The sequence below is a fragment of the Paenibacillus lautus NBRC 15380 genome, assembly GCF_004000945.1.
Lineage (GTDB): Bacteria > Bacillota > Bacilli > Paenibacillales > Paenibacillaceae > Paenibacillus_AQ > Paenibacillus_AQ lautus.
Genome location: NZ_BIMF01000020.1, coordinates 24,030 through 41,351 on the forward strand (window position 1 = coordinate 24,030; position 17,322 = coordinate 41,351).

The 17,322-nt window shown below is 51.8% G+C and carries 11 protein-coding genes; 10 read left to right on the forward strand and 1 reads right to left on the reverse strand.

Annotated features, from left to right (window positions below):
* The first annotated feature begins 12 nt into the window (after positions 1-12).
* From PLA01S_RS25580 to PLA01S_RS25625, 10 genes are all read left to right on the forward strand, one after another.
* Entirely contained in the window at positions 13-867 is an 855-nt protein-coding gene (locus PLA01S_RS25580) for an AraC family transcriptional regulator (protein ID WP_127594672.1), read from the forward strand.
* Positions 868-942: 75 nt separating this feature from the next.
* A complete protein-coding gene (locus PLA01S_RS25585) occupies positions 943-2,742 on the forward strand; it encodes a sensor histidine kinase (RefSeq protein ID WP_127594603.1) in 1,800 nt (599 codons plus the stop codon).
* A 4-nt stretch (positions 2,743-2,746) separates the two neighbouring features.
* Complete coding sequence (locus tag PLA01S_RS25590; protein WP_127594604.1) at positions 2,747-4,390, forward strand: response regulator transcription factor; 1,644 nt, start codon at positions 2,747-2,749, stop codon at positions 4,388-4,390.
* A gap of 197 nt (positions 4,391-4,587) precedes the next feature.
* On the forward strand, positions 4,588-6,159 hold the full coding sequence (locus tag PLA01S_RS25595) for an extracellular solute-binding protein (RefSeq protein ID WP_127594605.1): 1,572 nt from the start codon (positions 4,588-4,590) through the stop codon (positions 6,157-6,159).
* 27 nt (positions 6,160-6,186) lie between these two features.
* Entirely contained in the window at positions 6,187-7,155 is a 969-nt protein-coding gene (locus tag PLA01S_RS25600; protein ID WP_371860458.1) for an ABC transporter permease, read from the forward strand.
* Between the two features lie 15 nt (positions 7,156-7,170).
* Positions 7,171-8,064: a carbohydrate ABC transporter permease gene (locus tag PLA01S_RS25605; protein ID WP_127594607.1), complete on the forward strand. Its 894-nt coding sequence runs from the start codon at positions 7,171-7,173 to the stop codon at positions 8,062-8,064.
* Between the two features lie 51 nt (positions 8,065-8,115).
* Entirely contained in the window at positions 8,116-10,131 is a 2,016-nt protein-coding gene (locus PLA01S_RS25610; RefSeq protein WP_127594608.1) for an alpha-L-arabinofuranosidase family protein, read from the forward strand.
* 229 nt (positions 10,132-10,360) lie between these two features.
* Positions 10,361-10,858 (forward strand): pyridoxamine 5'-phosphate oxidase family protein, encoded by a 498-nt coding sequence (locus PLA01S_RS25615; RefSeq protein ID WP_127594609.1) that lies wholly within the window; start codon positions 10,361-10,363, stop codon positions 10,856-10,858.
* 505 nt (positions 10,859-11,363) lie between these two features.
* Entirely contained in the window at positions 11,364-12,662 is a 1,299-nt protein-coding gene (locus PLA01S_RS25620) for a hemolysin family protein (RefSeq protein ID WP_127594610.1), read from the forward strand.
* A 77-nt stretch (positions 12,663-12,739) separates the two neighbouring features.
* A complete protein-coding gene (locus PLA01S_RS25625) occupies positions 12,740-13,807 on the forward strand; it encodes a hemolysin family protein (protein WP_127594611.1) in 1,068 nt (355 codons plus the stop codon).
* A gap of 150 nt (positions 13,808-13,957) precedes the next feature.
* Here PLA01S_RS25625 and lacZ read toward each other — a convergent pair whose 3' ends face one another.
* Positions 13,958-17,077: a beta-galactosidase, LacZ type gene (gene lacZ, locus PLA01S_RS25630; protein ID WP_127594612.1), complete on the reverse strand. Its 3,120-nt coding sequence runs from the start codon at positions 17,075-17,077 to the stop codon at positions 13,958-13,960.
* Positions 17,078-17,322: the final 245 nt, after the last annotated feature.

A 17,322-nucleotide genomic window follows, 5' to 3' on the forward strand; every position in this document is an offset into this window, starting at 1 on the left:
GAGGGAGCCATGATGCAGGAATACGAATATGAATATGCGGAGTTCATCTATTACACGCCGGGATATTTGGATAAAGAGGAACAGATCTGGCCTGTCCGGGCCGGGCGAAGCATTGCCAAGCCCAATTACAGGGTCGGACCGAAACGAATCGAGTGTTACAGCTTGCATTTTGTACATGAAGGCAGGGTGCGGCTGGAGTTCGAAGACAAACGAGTGGATCTGCAGAAGAATGATCTGTTCTGCCTGTTTCCGGGTCGGACCTATTATTATCACATGCTTCCCGCGGATACACCGCTTCAGATGAGCTGGTTGGCAGTGGACGGGAACAGGGTCAAGCCATTATTGGAGCTGGCGGGCTTATTCCCGGAAAGCCCGTTCGGCAAACAGATGATATCCGCTAAGGTCAAAGAATCCTCCGAACGCGTGATTGATGCCCTGGCCGCAGTCGAGCGCTGGAAACCGGCGGTATCGCTGGAGCTGCACGGCTTGATTTATGGGCTGCTCGCCGGGATGGTCCCGGATACGGCTTCCGCACAGCCGACGGAACTTGCGGGATGGATTCACGAGTGTTTGGATTATATGGAGCTGCATGCCACCGAGGGGATTTCCGTACAGCAGGTTGCCGAATTCGCGGGGGTGCATCGGTCGTACTTCTCCAACATGTTCACCCATCAGGTAGGAATGCCGCCATTAAAATACCTTCAGCGCATACGAATGGAAAAGGCGAAACGCTTGTTACAAGAAACCGACGCAACGATTACCGAGATTGCCTTGTCTCTCGGCTATCCGAATTTGTATTCGTTCACCAGAGCTTTCAAGATCTATTATAAGGTGCCTCCCATAACCATGCGCGGAGCTCAATGCTGACCGTACGGACGAAAATACGTTTTTGTAAACGTTTACGATCTATTTCTTCTGACCTGGAAAAAGGAGACACGCGCCATGAAACTATCTACGATTCAAAGGTGGATATCACCGAGGCGAAGCATTCAAGGGAAAATCTTCATTGCGTTCAGTGCGGTTACGCTCGTATCCATTGTCTCCATTACGGTCATTGTGTATATGAGCATGCGTGAGACGATCATGCAAAATGCGATCACCTCGGTCTCGGACAGCATCAGGCAGGCGGATGAATCGCTGAATATGATGCTGGAAGAGATCGACCGGCTGAACACCGTCGTGGTGACCAACAAAAACACGGTGATCGACACCTTGCTGAGCCCTCATGAAGAAATTAGCTATGAATGGTTTCAAGAGCAGAAACGGATCGATGAGTTTCTATCCGTTCTGATCGATTACAAGCCGTATATTTCACGGATTACCGTGGTCGGTTTGAACGGCAAGGTGTTTTTCTCGGGTGGCCCGTGGCTGGACAAGACGGTTTTGGGGACCGGAATGATGGATTACATGCTCCAGAATGGATCGCGTCATGCGTATTTCAAGCAGACCGGGGTGTCGGATGCCATCACGGTCGGGCGGGAGATCCGGTATAACCGTGAACCGATCGGGGTTGTCATGGTGGATTTGAATTATGATTTCATCCAAAAAACATACGGCGTAAAGCCGACCACCGATAGCATGGTCTATGTGCTGGACAAGCAGGGCGGGTTTGTCTATGAGGCCGAATCGGCGCCATCCTTTGCCCCTTCGTTCGAGAAGATCCTCAGCATCCATGGGGAGCTCGCAGGGAATGGGGATGCCATCAAGCAAGCCATTGACGGCAGAGACTACATCGTCGTCAGCCGCCAATCCGGTTATACGGGATGGACCACCCTGGCTCTGATACCGATGGATTCGCTCCTTAGCGAATCGACAAGGCTCCGTAAATTGTTGGCGGAGGTATCGGTTATCGTCTTCATTGTTATCCTGATCGGTTCGCTGCAAGTATCTTCCCGAATCACCCTCAACATCCGGAGGTTGAAGTCCCTGATGATGTTCGTGAAGGAAGGGAATCTGACGTTCCCGAGAAAGGAAATCAAAGGCGAGGACGAGACAGGGGAGCTTTACCGCGTCTTTATCAGCATGGTGGAGGAATTGAAACGGCTGCTGGAAGGGATCCGGGTCAGCGAGAAGGAGAAGCGGGAGGCCGAGCTGACGGCGCTTCAGGCACAAATTCATCCCCATTTTTTATACAATTCGCTCAACACCATCAAGTATTTGGCCAAGATGAACGGCGTGCCGAATATCGAAGAGGTGTCCGGATCGCTGATTGAGCTCATGCGCGGCGTTCTGGGCAATTCGAGTGAATTTCTGACGGTGAGGGAGGAGCTGGATTATGTTGAACGCTATATCTCCATTGTGAAGTACAGGTATATGCAGCCGATCCGGATGGTTACCCAGATCGAGGACGACGTTTTGCTGGAATGCCGGGTGCTGAAGCTGATGCTGCAGCCCCTTGTGGAGAATGCCATCATTCATGGAATCGGAGCGATGGAGCAGGAAGGGCTCGTGCTGATACGCGTATGCGATGAGGGCAGCGACCTGAAGATTGAAGTGATCGACAATGGCAAGGGCATAACGGAAGGGCAAAGGGCGCACCTGCCGGGCGAGACTGGCAAGAAGGGAGAAACCTCCCGTTTTAGCGGTATGGGCGTGCGCAGCGTGCATGAGCGGATCGTTCACATGTACGGCGATTCGTACGGCGTCAAGTTGTACAGTGAACCGGGTTTATATACGAAGGCGGAGATCCGGCTGCCGAAAAAAATGGAGAGTACGGACAAATCCCGACAAGAGGTGATATAAAGCCATGTTTCAAGTGCTGCTCGTTGATGATGAGCCGCTCGTGCGGCATGATCTGCGAACGTTATTGGACTGGAATGAGCATGGATTCGAATTATGCGGCCAAGCGCATAACGGATTAATGGCCTTGGCCATGATTGAGCAGTCTCCCCCGCATATTGCGATTATTGACGTGAATATGCCCGAAATGAACGGCGTAGAGCTCAACCGGGCGATTAAAGAACGGTTTCCACTTATTCAGACGATTATGCTCAGCAGCTATGATGATTATGACTACGTGCGGGAGTGTCTGAAGAACGGCTCCATCGATTATCTGTTGAAGCATCGGCTGGACGGTGCAGCGCTGGTCACCCTGTTGAACAAAGCGGTCCTGGAGTTGCGGCAGGAGGATCGGTTGCTGGATGAACGCATGGCTCACGAGGCCGTGGCTGAGAGGCTGAATCCCGTGCTGATTCGCGATTATATCGTGTATCTCGCTAGCGGGCGGAAGGATGCAACCATGGAGGTTGAGGCTTTTTCACAAAAAAATCGCCTTTACACCCACGCGTTAAGCTATGCGGCAGCGGCTGTGCAGATTGTTCCGTTCCTGCTGCTGACGGAGTCATACAGCGACGTGCAAACGAACCGGCTGGTTCAGCAGGTAGTCGATATCATGCAGCAGAGCCTGGGCGATATTCAGGAGCGGACGGCGGCTTACGTGGAGGATGGAAGGTTTATTGTCGTGTTTGCGTTCAAGGAGCGGAGCGAACATGCCATAAAGAACGAGATAGCCGGGCGGATGAGGAAGCTTCAGCATGCGATTGAGCTGTTCCTTAATTTAAAATGCGTGGCCTCCGTCGGACATGTATGCACCAGCTTGTCTCAACTCGGCTCAAGTTATAGCTCCGCTGAGCGGGTGCTCGATGCTTCCACGGCGGAGTCGACCGGAAGCAGTGCCGCTCCAAGAATACCGGGCCGGGCCGGCGGACTTGCTGGCGGAAACCATCAGCGCGTATCTTTGACGATCGAGGAACACAAACAGCTTCTGCTTTCGATTGAAAGGCTGGACGTCGAAGACGTGCACGGGTTAATCTCCTCCATCTTTGCTTCGATCCGCCATCTGCCGATCCATTCGCATACGGTCCAGATGATCGTTAGCGAGCTCATGTTAACCGGGGATAAGGCATGGAAGACATGGATGCCATCTGCGGAAAATGCGAAGGAGAAGCTTCCTTCAAGAAGCGAGCTCGGAAGAATCGGCAGTGTTGGGGAGTTAGTGTTATGGCTGCAATCCTACTATGCGGGCTTGCTTGGCCTACTGAAGCAGCACCGTGCAGCGGGTCCGTATTCCCGGCATGTCACGCAGGCTGTTCATTTTATTCTGGAGAGGTATCCGGGTTATGTCACGCTGGAGCTTGCCGCCGGCGCAATCGGCCTGAACTCTTCTTATTTAAGCAGAATCTTCAAGGAAGAGACGCAGCGGACGTTCTCGGAGTATCTGAATCGGGTACGGATCGATGCAGGGCGGAAGCTGCTGGAGAGCGGTAAATATTCGATCAAGGAAATCAGCAATCAAGTGGGTTTTACGACCCATAACTATTTTTTCAAAGTATTCAAGGAAATAACGGGGGTAACCCCGCAGGAGTATTTGAACCGCTTGGGAAGAGGATAGGCTGAAAAACCCAGTATTCGGATCGGCAGGAGAACGTGCAGGGAAGCCGCCTTTCAAGAACCGTAAAATATGTGGAGTAAATGGTCATATTTTTGTAATGGGCCGTCTTGAAGGGTGGATTATAATAATCACACACCAGGCGGTAAACGCTTACAAATGGCGCTTGGTGAATGAAGAGATATGGGGGTCGCTTATTTATGCGTAAACGCTGGGGAAGAAACGCGGTCATCACGATGCTCGCTTCCAGCTTGATGCTGGCCGGATGCAGTTCCGATGGAGGTTCGAAGAAAGAAGCTGCGCCCGAAGGTACAGAGAATGTCGTTCATGCTACAGGGTTTCCGATTGTAGAGCAGCCCGTGGATCTCAAGATGTTCACCCGGATTGCACCCGTGAACGGTCCGTTCAAAGAGATGCCGGTGTTTCAGGATTACGAGAAATTAAGCAATGTGAAGGTCGAATTCATTGAAGCGCCGACGGACGGTTTCCAAGAGAAGAAAAATCTGTTGTTTGCCTCCAACGAGCTGCCGGATGCTTTGTTCCGTTCCGGCCTATCGCCGCTGGAAGCCGTTCGCTACGGATCGGCAGGCCAATTGATTCCGCTGGAAGGCCTCATCGATGAATACGCGCCGAACCTGAAGAAATTGATGGAGGAATATCCCGAAATCCGGGCGGGCATCACGACGCCGGAGGGTCATATCTATGCGGTTCCGGGCATTGTGACGCTGGGCGCGGCGCGGACGGATAAGAAATGGATCAACCAGATGTGGCTGGAGAAGTTGAGTCTGGAGGTGCCGGAGACGACGGACGAACTGTACGAGGTGCTGCTTGCCTTCCGCGACGGTGACCCGAACGGCAACGGGAAGCAGGATGAAATTCCGATGACGGCCCGTGTCGGATTGGCGGTCGTTGCCGCGATGAGCGGCTCATTCGGTCTGGATACGCAGCTCGGATATAACATCAACATCGACAACGACAAAGTGAGCATCTGGATGGGCAGCGACAAGAATAAAGAGATGCTCATGTACTTAAATAAGCTCTACAAGGAAAAGCTGCTGGACCCCGAAATCTTCTCGCACACCGAAGCGCAGTATTTGGCCAAGCAGGGGTCGGGCAATGCGGGATTCTTCTTTGACCAAACCAACAATAACTTCTTGTCGATCCAGGATCAGTATACCGGAATCGCGCCTCCGGCCGGCCCGAACGGAGATCGGATGCAAAGTCAGGCCTTGCCGATTGCGCGGGATTTTGGAGCCTTTGCCATCACGTCCATTAATAAATACCCTGAAGTCACAATGCGCTGGATCGACTATTTCTATAGCGACGAAGGATCGACGCTTCTGAGGTTCGGCAGGGAAGGGGAGCATTATGAACTCAAGGACGGGATTCCGTTCTATACAGAAGATTTCCTGAAGGATATTAGCAATCAGGCCAAAATCACGCCTTACGCCGGGGGAGGGGCACCTCATCTCATCAGCGAGCAGGTTGCTTCTTTCATCAATCCGCCGCAGGTACAGGAGGCGCAGCAGAAGCTGGATCCGTTCATGCCGGAGGTTCGTTATGCGGCTCCGATGTTTGACGAGCAAACCGCGCAGCAGGTCAACATTCTGCGCAACGACATCGACAAATATTACGAAGAGCAAAGCACGAAATTCATTGTTGGCGCGCTTAGCTTCGACAAGTGGGGAGAATTCCAATCCACGCTCAAGAAGATGAAAGTAGACGAGCTGGAGAAATTGTATCAGGATGCCTATGACAAGATGCAGAAATAATGCTGCTACATCATGGATAAGGAGTGGATGCCCTTGAAGCGTGTCAAAGCCGATACATCAATGGCTCTGCCTCGAAGCGATTCGAGGCGGGGTTCCCGCCTTTTAAGGCAAATGGCCAAGCGATATGACCTGTATCTCATGCTGCTTCTGCCAGTCATCTGGTATCTGGTGTTTCATTATGGTCCGTTGTACGGGCTGCAAATCGCGTTTAAAAATTTTAATCCGGCAAAAGGTATCCTCGGCAGCAGCTGGGAGGGCTTCGGGCATTTCGAACGCTTCTTTGATTCGTATTATTTTTGGCGGCTGCTGTGGAATACGCTGTCCATCAATTTGTTTTCCTTGTTGATCGCCTTCCCGATTCCGATCTTGCTGGCGCTGATCATCAACGAAATACGCAACAAGACTTTCAGCAAATGGCTGCAGAACATTACGTACATTCCGCATTTTATTTCGGTGGTCGTGATCGTGGGCATTCTGAACGTGTTCCTCTCGCCCAATAGCGGTCCGATCAATCTGTTGATCGAGGCCGTCGGCGGTACGCCGATTCGTTTTCTTGAGGAAGCCGGCTGGTTCAAGACCATCTTTATCGGCTCTAACATATGGCAGAACATGGGGTGGCAGTCCATTATCTATATTGCGGCGCTCAGCGGGGTGAACCCGCAGCTCTACGAGGCGGCCAAGATGGACGGGGCGTCGAGGCTGCGGCGCATCTGGCACATCTCTTTGCCAGGAATCGCGCCTGTCGTTATCATTTTGCTTATTTTGGATATCGGCCATTTCATGAACATTGGCTTTGAGAAAATATTGTTGATGCAGAACAACTTGAATCTGGAATCAAGCGACGTCATTTCCACGTTTGTCTACACGACAGGCATTTTAAAGGGAGAATACAGCTACACGGCAGCAATCGGGCTGTTTAATTCGGTTATCAATCTGATCCTGCTGCTGTTCGTGAACCGGATTGCGCGCAAGACGTCGGAGACAAGCTTATGGTAAAGGGGGGGACGTGCCATGTCCAAGCCGTCGACAGTAAAAGAGGCCGCGAATGAACGGGTATTCGATGTCATCATATACGCGAACGCCGCGATAATTATCGTCATTGTGCTGTACCCGTTGATTTTTATTGTCAGCGCGTCGTTCAGTGATCCGACAAGGGTATTGAACGGCGAGGTTTGGCTGCTGCCGAAAAGCGTAACGCTGGATGCGTACACGAATATTTTGCAAAACGAAAAGATTTGGACGGGATATCGCAACACGATCTTCTATACGATCGTTGGCACAGTGATGAATATTATCATGACGATTTTGGCGGCCTACCCGTTATCGAGGCCTGACCTTCCGGGGCGTAATGCGATCATGGTGTTTATCACGCTGACGATGTTCTTCAGCGGAGGCTTGATTCCAACGTATCTGCTGGTCAAGGATTTGGGCATGGTCGATACGATGTGGGCGCTGATTGTTCCCGGCGCCATTGCGACTTACAATCTGATCGTGATGAGGACCTATTTCCAATCGAGTATTCCCTGGGAGCTGCAGGAGGCCGCCCATATCGACGGCTGCTCCAATTGGAGGCTGCTTTTCAGTATCATTCTGCCTCTATCCAAGCCGATCCTGGCCGTCATGGTGTTGTTCTATGCGGTCGGCCACTGGAATTCGTTCTTTAATGCACTCATATACATCCGAAACGAAGATCTGCACCCGCTTCAGCTGGTGCTGCGCGAAATTCTGCTGATCAGCCAATCCGATGCCGTGGACGGCAGCGTTGGACTGGAGGATAAAATTTTGCTTGCTGAAAGCATCAAATACGCGGTCATTATCGTCTCCAGTTTACCTGTACTGCTGATGTATCCGTTCGTGCAGCGGCATTTCGTTAAAGGCGTCATGATTGGCTCGATTAAAGGGTGATGCCGATATGATTGCACGGCTCAGCCTAAAATTCCATGGGAGGTTATATTCTTGAATACGAACGCAACGATTACCATTGATTGTAGCCGCAAGAGCGAGCATGAGATTAATCCGTATCTGTTCGGTCATTTTGTGGAGGATATCCGGGACCATATGGAGGCGATGCTCGCGTTTCCGTTAAAGGACATGGATTTGGAAAGCGAAGCGGAGACCAAGACGCCGGTATCGGGAAGCTGGCGCGCGTATACCAACGGGCGGAACACCAGGTACGCCTTGGAAGCGCCGGCACCCCGGCATTCGGGACGCACCCAGCGCATCCGCATCCTGAGCGATGACGAAGCCTATGCCGGTATTGCGCAGAAAGTAGCATTAAAGGGTCCGATGAAGTATACGGTCCGGCTTGTTGCCCGCGCTTCCATTGAGCTTCAATACGTGACGGTGGAAGCCGTGGACCGGCGCACGGAAGAAACGATTGGACAGCTTCGCGTAGAGCTGGGCAGCCACAACTGGCAGGAATACGAGGGAGAGCTGTCCACAACACGCGCTTGCAGCGATGCGGAGATCCGGGTGTATGTTCCGGCCGAGCATCCAAGGTGGATCGACCACGTATCCACCGGCATGCTCTGGATCGATCACGTGTCCCTGCTGCCGATCGATAGCATCGCTATGGTGAAGCGTGAAGTGATCGAGATGACTAGAGGGCTGAATGCGGGCATGATGAGGCTCGCAGGCAATTATATCAGCGCTTATCATTGGGAGCATGGCATTGGTCCGGTCCTGGAGAGACCGGTCATGTACAACGAGGCCTGGGGAGGATGGACCAGTAAATATTTCGGCACGGACGAATTCATCCGCTTTTGCCGCGAGCTGCAGGTGGAGCCCCTGATTTGCGTGAACGATGGATCGGGTACCCCTGAAGAAGCCGCACAGTGGATCGAATACTGCAATGGGAGCGTGGATACGCCGATGGGCGCCTTACGAGCCCGAAACGGCTTTCCTGAGCCGTATAACGTCAAGTATTGGGAAATCGGTAACGAAGTATGGGGCCAATGGCAGGTCGGCACTTGTACAGCAGAACGGTTTGGCGAGCGGACGATATCGTTTGCCAAGGCCATGAAGGAGGCGGACCCTTCCATCGTGCTGCTGGCCTGCGGGCATTACGAGCAGGAATGGAACCGAACCGTGCTGGACCTGGCAGGCGAGTATATGGATTATTTGACACTGCATTTGTATCACGGTTACGGACCCTTCGGCATGAACCGGGATACGCCGGCAGAGGAACGCTATAAGGCGATTGCTTCTTATCCCGAGTGGACCCGGCACCATATCCGTCAGACGACGGAACTGATTGAGTCCAAGGCGAAGCACAGCCACGTGAAGCTGGCGATCACCGAATATAACACGATGTACTATCCGAATACGGTGCGAAAAGGGCTGCCGAACGAGCACACGTTAGGAGCCGCGGTGGCTAATGCCGCCAACCTGAACGAAATGATTCGCTGCAGCGACATGGTGCATATCGGCAGCTTCTCCGATCTTGTTAATGGCTGGCTCGGAGGATGCATACGGGTCGGGGACTACTATGCGGATCAGTATTGCGGCAAGGAGCCCGGATGGAGCGGGCTTCCGCTCACGATATACGGGACGCCGACCTATGAAGTGTTAAAGCTTTACGCGAATCGGGACGTCCGGCGTATTCTCCCCGTCCAAGCGGAATGCGGAACTTTCTCCGTGGCATCAAGCAAGAAGACGCCGATGGAGCTTGATGCGCTTCCGGACCTGGACGTTGCGGCCGGGACGAATGGCGACGGCAGCAAAGTCACCGTATTTATCGTTAACCGAAGTCTGGAGGAGGTAAGGGCCGTGCTGGATTTGCAGCCCTTCGAGGCTTCCGGGGAAACGACTCTATATGAAATCACCGGCAATTCTTACGATGATATTAACTCCGTATTCCAGCCGGATCATATTGTGTGCAAAGAAAGCAGGGTGCCGGTAGAGGCATGGCGCCAAGGTTACAACTTGCGGCCTTCGTCCGTTTACGCGCTGGAATTCAAAGCGAGTGTATAGTGGCGGAAGGTACAGGAATGATGTAAGCTCCCATAACAAATCGTTGCACCAAAAAAGTCGGACTGCGCTGGCAGTTTTCGGCTTTTTTGGTGCAGACGATGGTTCAGGTTCTACATAAAGTCATGAGTGAATGATCCTGCAAAGAAAAACGGAGTCTTACATGATTCATCGTTTAACTTATTTTGGGGAAGTGTAAATAGAGACTAAACACAAGGATGGGGTGATTGAGATGTCAAACGAAACCGTAGTGAACCAGGAAGCGGTCGAGACCGTGAAGGATATTATCAAGGATATCGAAACGGCGATGTTCTCCACGATATCGGAGGGCGGGATCAATTCCAGACCGATGCAAACGCAGGATATCGAATTCGACGGCGATTTGTGGTTCTTAACGAAGAGGGATACCAGCAAATATCAAGAAATTATGGCCAATCCCAACGTCAATGTTGCTTATGTCGGCAAATCCTATGTATCGATTCGGGGAACGGCCGAAGTCGTGGATGACCTTGAGCGGAAAAAGGCGCTTTGGAATGCGGCATATGAGAAGTTTCTGCAAACGTCCTACGACGATCCCAACATTATTCTGATCAAGGTGGATACAGATACTGCGGAGTATTGGGAAACCGGAAACAAAACGAAAACGGTCAAAGCCTTCTTCAAGAAAATGGTGGGCCAAGAGCCGAAGGGTGACTCGGATATAAACAAAACCGTAGATCTCCATGGATAACGAAATACGTAACAAGATGATGAAAAAACCGCAGGATCCAGCCACGATCCTGCGGTTTTTTCCTGTAAGTTGAACCAGCCTGCACGGATCCCACCAGACGAATGCCATTATGGTTATGAATGGATGAACAATAGATGAAGCGTACATTTTAATACATAACAGGGCATATTTAGTACCACGTAGGAATATACCTCATCAAACAAGTGAGAATTATGTGAATTCGTGCTGGAACCCGCCCTCAAACCATAACGTGCAACTGGATGGTTTGAGTGCTGCCATGATATAATTTTTTCATAAATATGAAAAATAGATTCCTGGAGAGGAGGTAGTACATTGGGAAGGCGTTATTGCAAATGGATCAAATTGCGGAATTAGGCGGTAATATTTTCTTCGGCGAACTACCTCTTTTTCATGGAAATATCGTATATAGACATGACCTGTTCAGATGCATAACCTATGGCCTTTAATTCAATCTGGAGGTGAATCCCTCTGAAGAGGGAAATCATTGGACATTATTACCATCACTAATTTAATCATACTTGCCATACTGATTGCGTTGACCGCTTTTTTCGTAGCGTCCGAGTTTGCTGTCGTTAAAATCCGCATGTCGCGGATCGATCAATTGATAACGGAAGGAAACAAAAAGGCGGTTGTTGCCAAAAAGGTAGCCGGGGATCTCGATTACTATCTCTCGGCCTGCCAGCTCGGCATTACAGTGACGGCGTTGGGGCTCGGGGCCATCGGCAAGCCGGCCGTTGAACGTTTCATGTACCCGGTATTCGATTGGTTTGACATATCGGCTTCAACGGCCTCGATTGCCTCTTACGCCATTGCGTTCATTCTCGTGACCTTTTTGCATGTCGTGGTGGGGGAGATGGCGCCCAAGACCTTGGCTATTCAATTCTCGGAAAAGATGACGCTGCTCCTTGCAGCCCCGCTGTATGGGTTCGGAAAGCTGATGTATCCGTTCATTTGGGCGCTAAATGGAGCCTCGCGCGTGCTGCTTCGTTTGTTCGGCGTGAAACCTACGCCGCATGAGCAGGCCTACTCGGAAGAGGAACTGCGCATTGTCATGGCACAGAGCTTTCAGGGCGGCGAGATCAATGAGACCAAGCTGGCTTACATGGAAAACGTATTTTCGTTTGATGAGCGTGTGGCCAAAGACATTATGGTACCGAGAACGGATCTGATCACCCTGGATAAAGGCATGAAACACCCGGACATCGTCCGTATCCTGGATGAGCACAACTATACGCGGTACCCTGTCATCGAGGATGGCAGCAAGGATCGGGTGGTTGGCGTCGTCAATGTCAAAAAGATGCTGCCCCACATCGTGGCCGGACGAGACCGCAAGCTGGAAGAATTCGTTCGGGATCTTCCGGTCGTGCTTGAAATTACGCCGATCCAGGATGCCATGCTGAAGATGCAGCAGGAGCAGATGCATATGGCTTTGGTGATTGATGAATACGGCGGTACGGCGGGGATTCTGACCCTGGAGGATATCTTGGAAGAGATCGTCGGGGAAATTCGCGACGAATTTGATGAAGATGAAGTAGCGGATATCCGCATGATCGGTGAACGCGAATACCTGATAAGCGGACGGGTTCTCTTGGAGGAGCTTGAGAAGCGCTTCGGCTTGGTATTCGAGGATAACGAGGAGATGGATACGATCGGCGGCTGGATACAGTATCAGAAAGGCACGACGGCTCAAGACGGCGATGAGATCCAGCATGGCGAGCATGTATGGGCCGTAGCCGAAACGGATAATTTCCAGATCAAACACGTCATTCTCAGACACGGGTGATCAAGGGCATAGCGTAATCCCGTGCACATTCAGACCATAACTTTTTTGGAGGTGAATCCCTCGCAAGAGGGAAATCATTGGACGGAATAATCGTGTTAAATTTATTTTTGGTAGCTGTGTTTATAGGACTGACTGCATTTTTCGTGGGCGCCGAATTCGCCATATTGAAGGTGCGGCTGTCCCAGATCGATCAATTGATCGCAGAGGGGAATAAACGGGCGGTCACGGCCAGGAAGGTAGCCCATGAGCTGGATTACTACTTGTCCGCTTGCCAGCTTGGAATCACTATTACGGCCCTCGTGCTCGGCGCGCTGGGCGAACCGACCGTCGAAAGAATGCTGCACCCGCTGTTTGAACGATTCGACGTGCCGGCGGCGGTGGCAACAGTACTCTCTTATGCCATTGCCCTTGGGATCATTACGTTCCTGCACGTTGTCATCGGGGAACTGGCACCTAAAACACTAGCGATCCAATTTGCCGAGAAAATGACGTTACTGCTGGCACCTCCCTTGTATTGGTTTGGGAAGATCATGTATCCGTTTATCTATGCACTGAATGGAGCTTCGCGTCTTCTGCTTCGATTATTCGGCGTAAAGCCCGCAGGGCATGAAACGGTCCATTCCGAAGAGGAATTGAAGTGGATCGTGGATCAGAGTTACGAGAGCGGCGAAATTAACCAAACCGAGATGGGGTATTTGACCAATATATTTGCTTTTGAGGAGCGCACCTTGCGGGAAATCATGGTCCCGAGAGATCGCATCGTCACGGTAGAACGAGGGTGGCCCCTTGCCAATATCCTGGAAGTTCTCGGGGAGTACGACTATACCCGTTACCCGGTGACGGAAGCGGGACGCACGGAGGATTTCATCGGGTTTATCCATACGAAGGAGATGCTGACGGGCATAGCAGCCGGAAGAAACTGCAGCGTGAATGATTTTATTCATGACATGCCGCGTTTTCCGGAATCGTCTTCGATCAAGGACGTCCTGATCAAGATGCAGCAAATCCGCGTGCATATGGCCGTTGTCGCGAACGAATCCGGCGCGGCGATCGGGCTGGTGACGATGGAGGATATCCTGGAGGAAATCGTGGGCGACATTCGGGACGAATCGGATCGTCACGAACTGCTGGGTGCACAGGCCTAAGCGATGGCGAACTAGCATCGGGCACGATCTAAGAATATGAAAATGCTCTTTAGCTACCCATCCGGTGGCGAGAGAGCATGATCTTGAATCATGGAAAGAGCAGCTTCTAATCTTAGAAGCTGCTCTTTGTATTTGTTTTATAGAGGGGTTTTAGCGTGCTGCCCCCATCGTAAAGCCGAAGCTGTAAGTACGGTTGGAAGGCAGCGTAAATTCTTCGTGGATCGGCGCTCCCCAGCTGTCGTCACCGCCTACGCCCATTTGCTTATAGTTAATGCGGAGGACGGTTTTATCGCTTGGCGGGAGCTTGTACATATGGTCGCTGCCCTCGAGTTCATCCGGCGTCCACGGCAGGACGCATACCTCCATGAGGGAGGAGCTTTCGAATCGTAGACCTTCCCCGCTGCTTCCTTCGGTGAGACTCGCGAAGCGGACATCCGTTTTGTTCCCGCATTCTTGAGGTCTTAGATAAGGAACGAACTGATCGGCTGCTTTTCCCGTGTATCGACCGATTTTGGCCCCCGTCTTCCGGTCCCAATAATTATCATGCGGCCCCCGCCCATACCAGCTGAGCATATCGAGACTTTCATCCAGCAAGAACAGCATGCCGATTTCCGGAATGTCTGGCAAGCCGCTGCCCGGAACAAAGGTTTCTTGCACGCGGATGGTCCCATCCGGGAAGATTCGATACCCCAGAGTCAAGCCGGATACGGGATGGGTCTCAATCTGATAGTGACTGGAGACCACGACGGCAGGACCTTCTGTATGCCAGCGCAGAGCCAGCAGCTTCCGCTGATCATGGGCCGTTCTCCATACGCCGCAGCGTTCGGGGAGCCGGTTGCCCAGATCGTTATCGGTGACGGCCCGCCAGAAATTCGGTCTGGCCGGTGCGAGCAGGTATTCCTTGCCGGATTGCGCGTAAGATGTCAGATCGCCGGTGCCAAGGTGGAAGCGTAACGAAACGGCAGGGCCCGAGATGAGAAGCTCTTCATCCGACTCGGTAACTTCCAGAGCCTGCGCGTTTGCAAGAGTGTCTGTTTCCGGTTGGTTCGCCGCTATATAGGTCGTTAGCGCGAACTGCTCCCAAGCCTCTTCATGCCCCGCTGGTGCCCACTTGGTGCTCTCCTTCCGAACGAGGGAGACGGTGAGAATCGCTTCTTTTCCATCGTCCTCTATAGGGGAATACGGAATCTTGATTTCGGAATGGTCACCGGGCTGAAGCGAGAGCTGGAGCGTGCCGGATTGGCTTTCTTCTCCGTTCAGTTGGATTTCCCATTTTACAAGATACGAATCGAGATTGGTAAACAAGAAACGGTTGCTGACCCGAATCCGGCCTGCGGCAGGGTCCAAACATTCAAACTTGACGTTCTGGTAGCATTTTTTTACTTCGTCCAGCTTGGGGGTTTTGCTGCGGTCCGCGAAGATCAGGCCGTTTCCGCTGAAGTTGCCGTCATGCGGCGTTTCGTTGAAGTCCCCGCCGTACGCCAAATATTCGATTCCGTCCGCCGTTTGGGTGCGGATCGCTTGATCGATCCAGTCCCATATAAAAGCTCCCTGCAAAATGTCATACCTCTCAAACAGCTCCCAATACAGGTGAAGCCCGCCGCAGGAATTGCCCATCGCGTGACTGTACTCGCAAATGATATAAGGCTTGTCCGGGTTGCTGTTGGCATACTTCTCTACATCCTGCGGTTTTGCATACATGGTGGATTCCATGTCGCTGGCCGCTTCGGACGCCCTGTAATGAAAGATTCCCTCGTAATGAACGAGCCGCGACGGATCGGCCTCCTTCAGAAAATCGTGCATCGCAATGAAGTTGTCGCCTCCGAACGATTCATTGCCAAGCGACCAGATGATGACGGAGGGGTGATTCTTGTCCCGTTGAAACATCGAATTGCAGCGGTCCAATACATTGTCGCGCCACTCGAGCTTGCTGCCGGGCACCGTTTCTTCCAGCTCCTGCTGTCCATACGTCCAGGTTCCGTGCGTCTCCAGATTCGTTTCATCGATGACATATAAACCGTATTCATCGCAGAGGTCATACCATACGGATTGATTCGGGTAATGGGAGGTCCGTACCGCATTAATGTTATGCGTCTTCATCAGCTCAATATCGGTGATCATGTCTTCACGGCTAAGAGCCCGCCCGGTATCCGGGGAGAATTCATGCCGGTTCACGCCTTTGAACAGAATGCGCTGACCGTTGATTCGCATCAGCCCGTCCTTCAGCTCGAAGCGGCGGAAACCCGTACGGCAGCTTACGGCTCCGCGGCAAGCTCCGTCCGTATCCTTCAATGCCAGAACGACGGTGTACAAATAAGGTGATTCCGCGCTCCATTTTTGGGGCTCGGGAACGTCCATGCTCAGGGTGAAGCTGCCCTCATCGATAATGTAATCCGCTATTGTGAGTGCTTGTTTCTTGACCAGCTGACGGTCCTGATCGTATAGAAGCGCCTCAAGCTGAAGCTTGTCCTTATCGATGGTTTCATTAAAGTAATTCGTAACGGTTGCATTGATCTGCAGCTCGGCATTCCGGTATTCGTCATCAAGAACCGGGCGCACGAAGAAATCGGAGATATGGATGGTAGGGACGGAATAGAGGTAGACTTCGCGGAAGATCCCGCTAAGCCTCCAGAAATCCTGGTCCTCCAGCCAGCTCGCGTCGCACCATCGGTAAACCTCAACAGCCAATTTGTTCTTGCCTTCGATCAGATAGGGGGTAATGTCGAACTCGGCCGGCGTAAACGTATCCTCGCTGTATCCGACCATCTCGCCGTTCACCCATACATAGAAAGCGGATTCAACACCTTGGAAGCTAATATAAACGGGCTGTTCCTTCCATGTGTCCGGTACCGTGAATTCACGGATGTAGGAGCCTACGGGATTGTATCTCGTTGGCGCGAAGGGGGCTTTTAATTCAGGCTCCAATTCGGACCAGGGGTATCTAACATTCGTATATTGAGGATAGTCATAGCCTTGAAGCTGCCAATGGGAAGGGACGGGCATATCGGCCCAGCTGCCGGAATCATAATCGGCCTCGTAGAAATTTTGGATGCGCTTGTCAGGGGTTTCGGCAAATGCAAACTTCCATATCCCGTTCAATGACTGATACCAAGGGGACATGGAGTGGGCATGGTTCAACGCCTCAGACTCCGACGGAAACGTCATCATGTAAGCATGGGCTTTGTGACGGTTTAGCTGAAAAATATTCGGATTATTATTCCATTCGGGATAACCGTTTGCAGGTGCCTGGTAAATGAATTTGGTACGCAATGTGTTCAGCTCCTCCTAGATTATGGTTTCCTTCTACTGTCAGTATAGAGGTTAATTCGGTCCAAGAGTATAAGGAAGTTGCGTTTTTCTATTAAAAACGACAGCCAGATTACACACCAGAGTGGTCAGCAGAGGTGAACAGAGCCTTTTTGCAGGAGTCAGGCCGTATCTTGATGTGCGTGTTCGCCTCCAGGCATTTCACGGTTTACATTGGAGAAGGTTTATGAAACAATGGTTAGTAAATG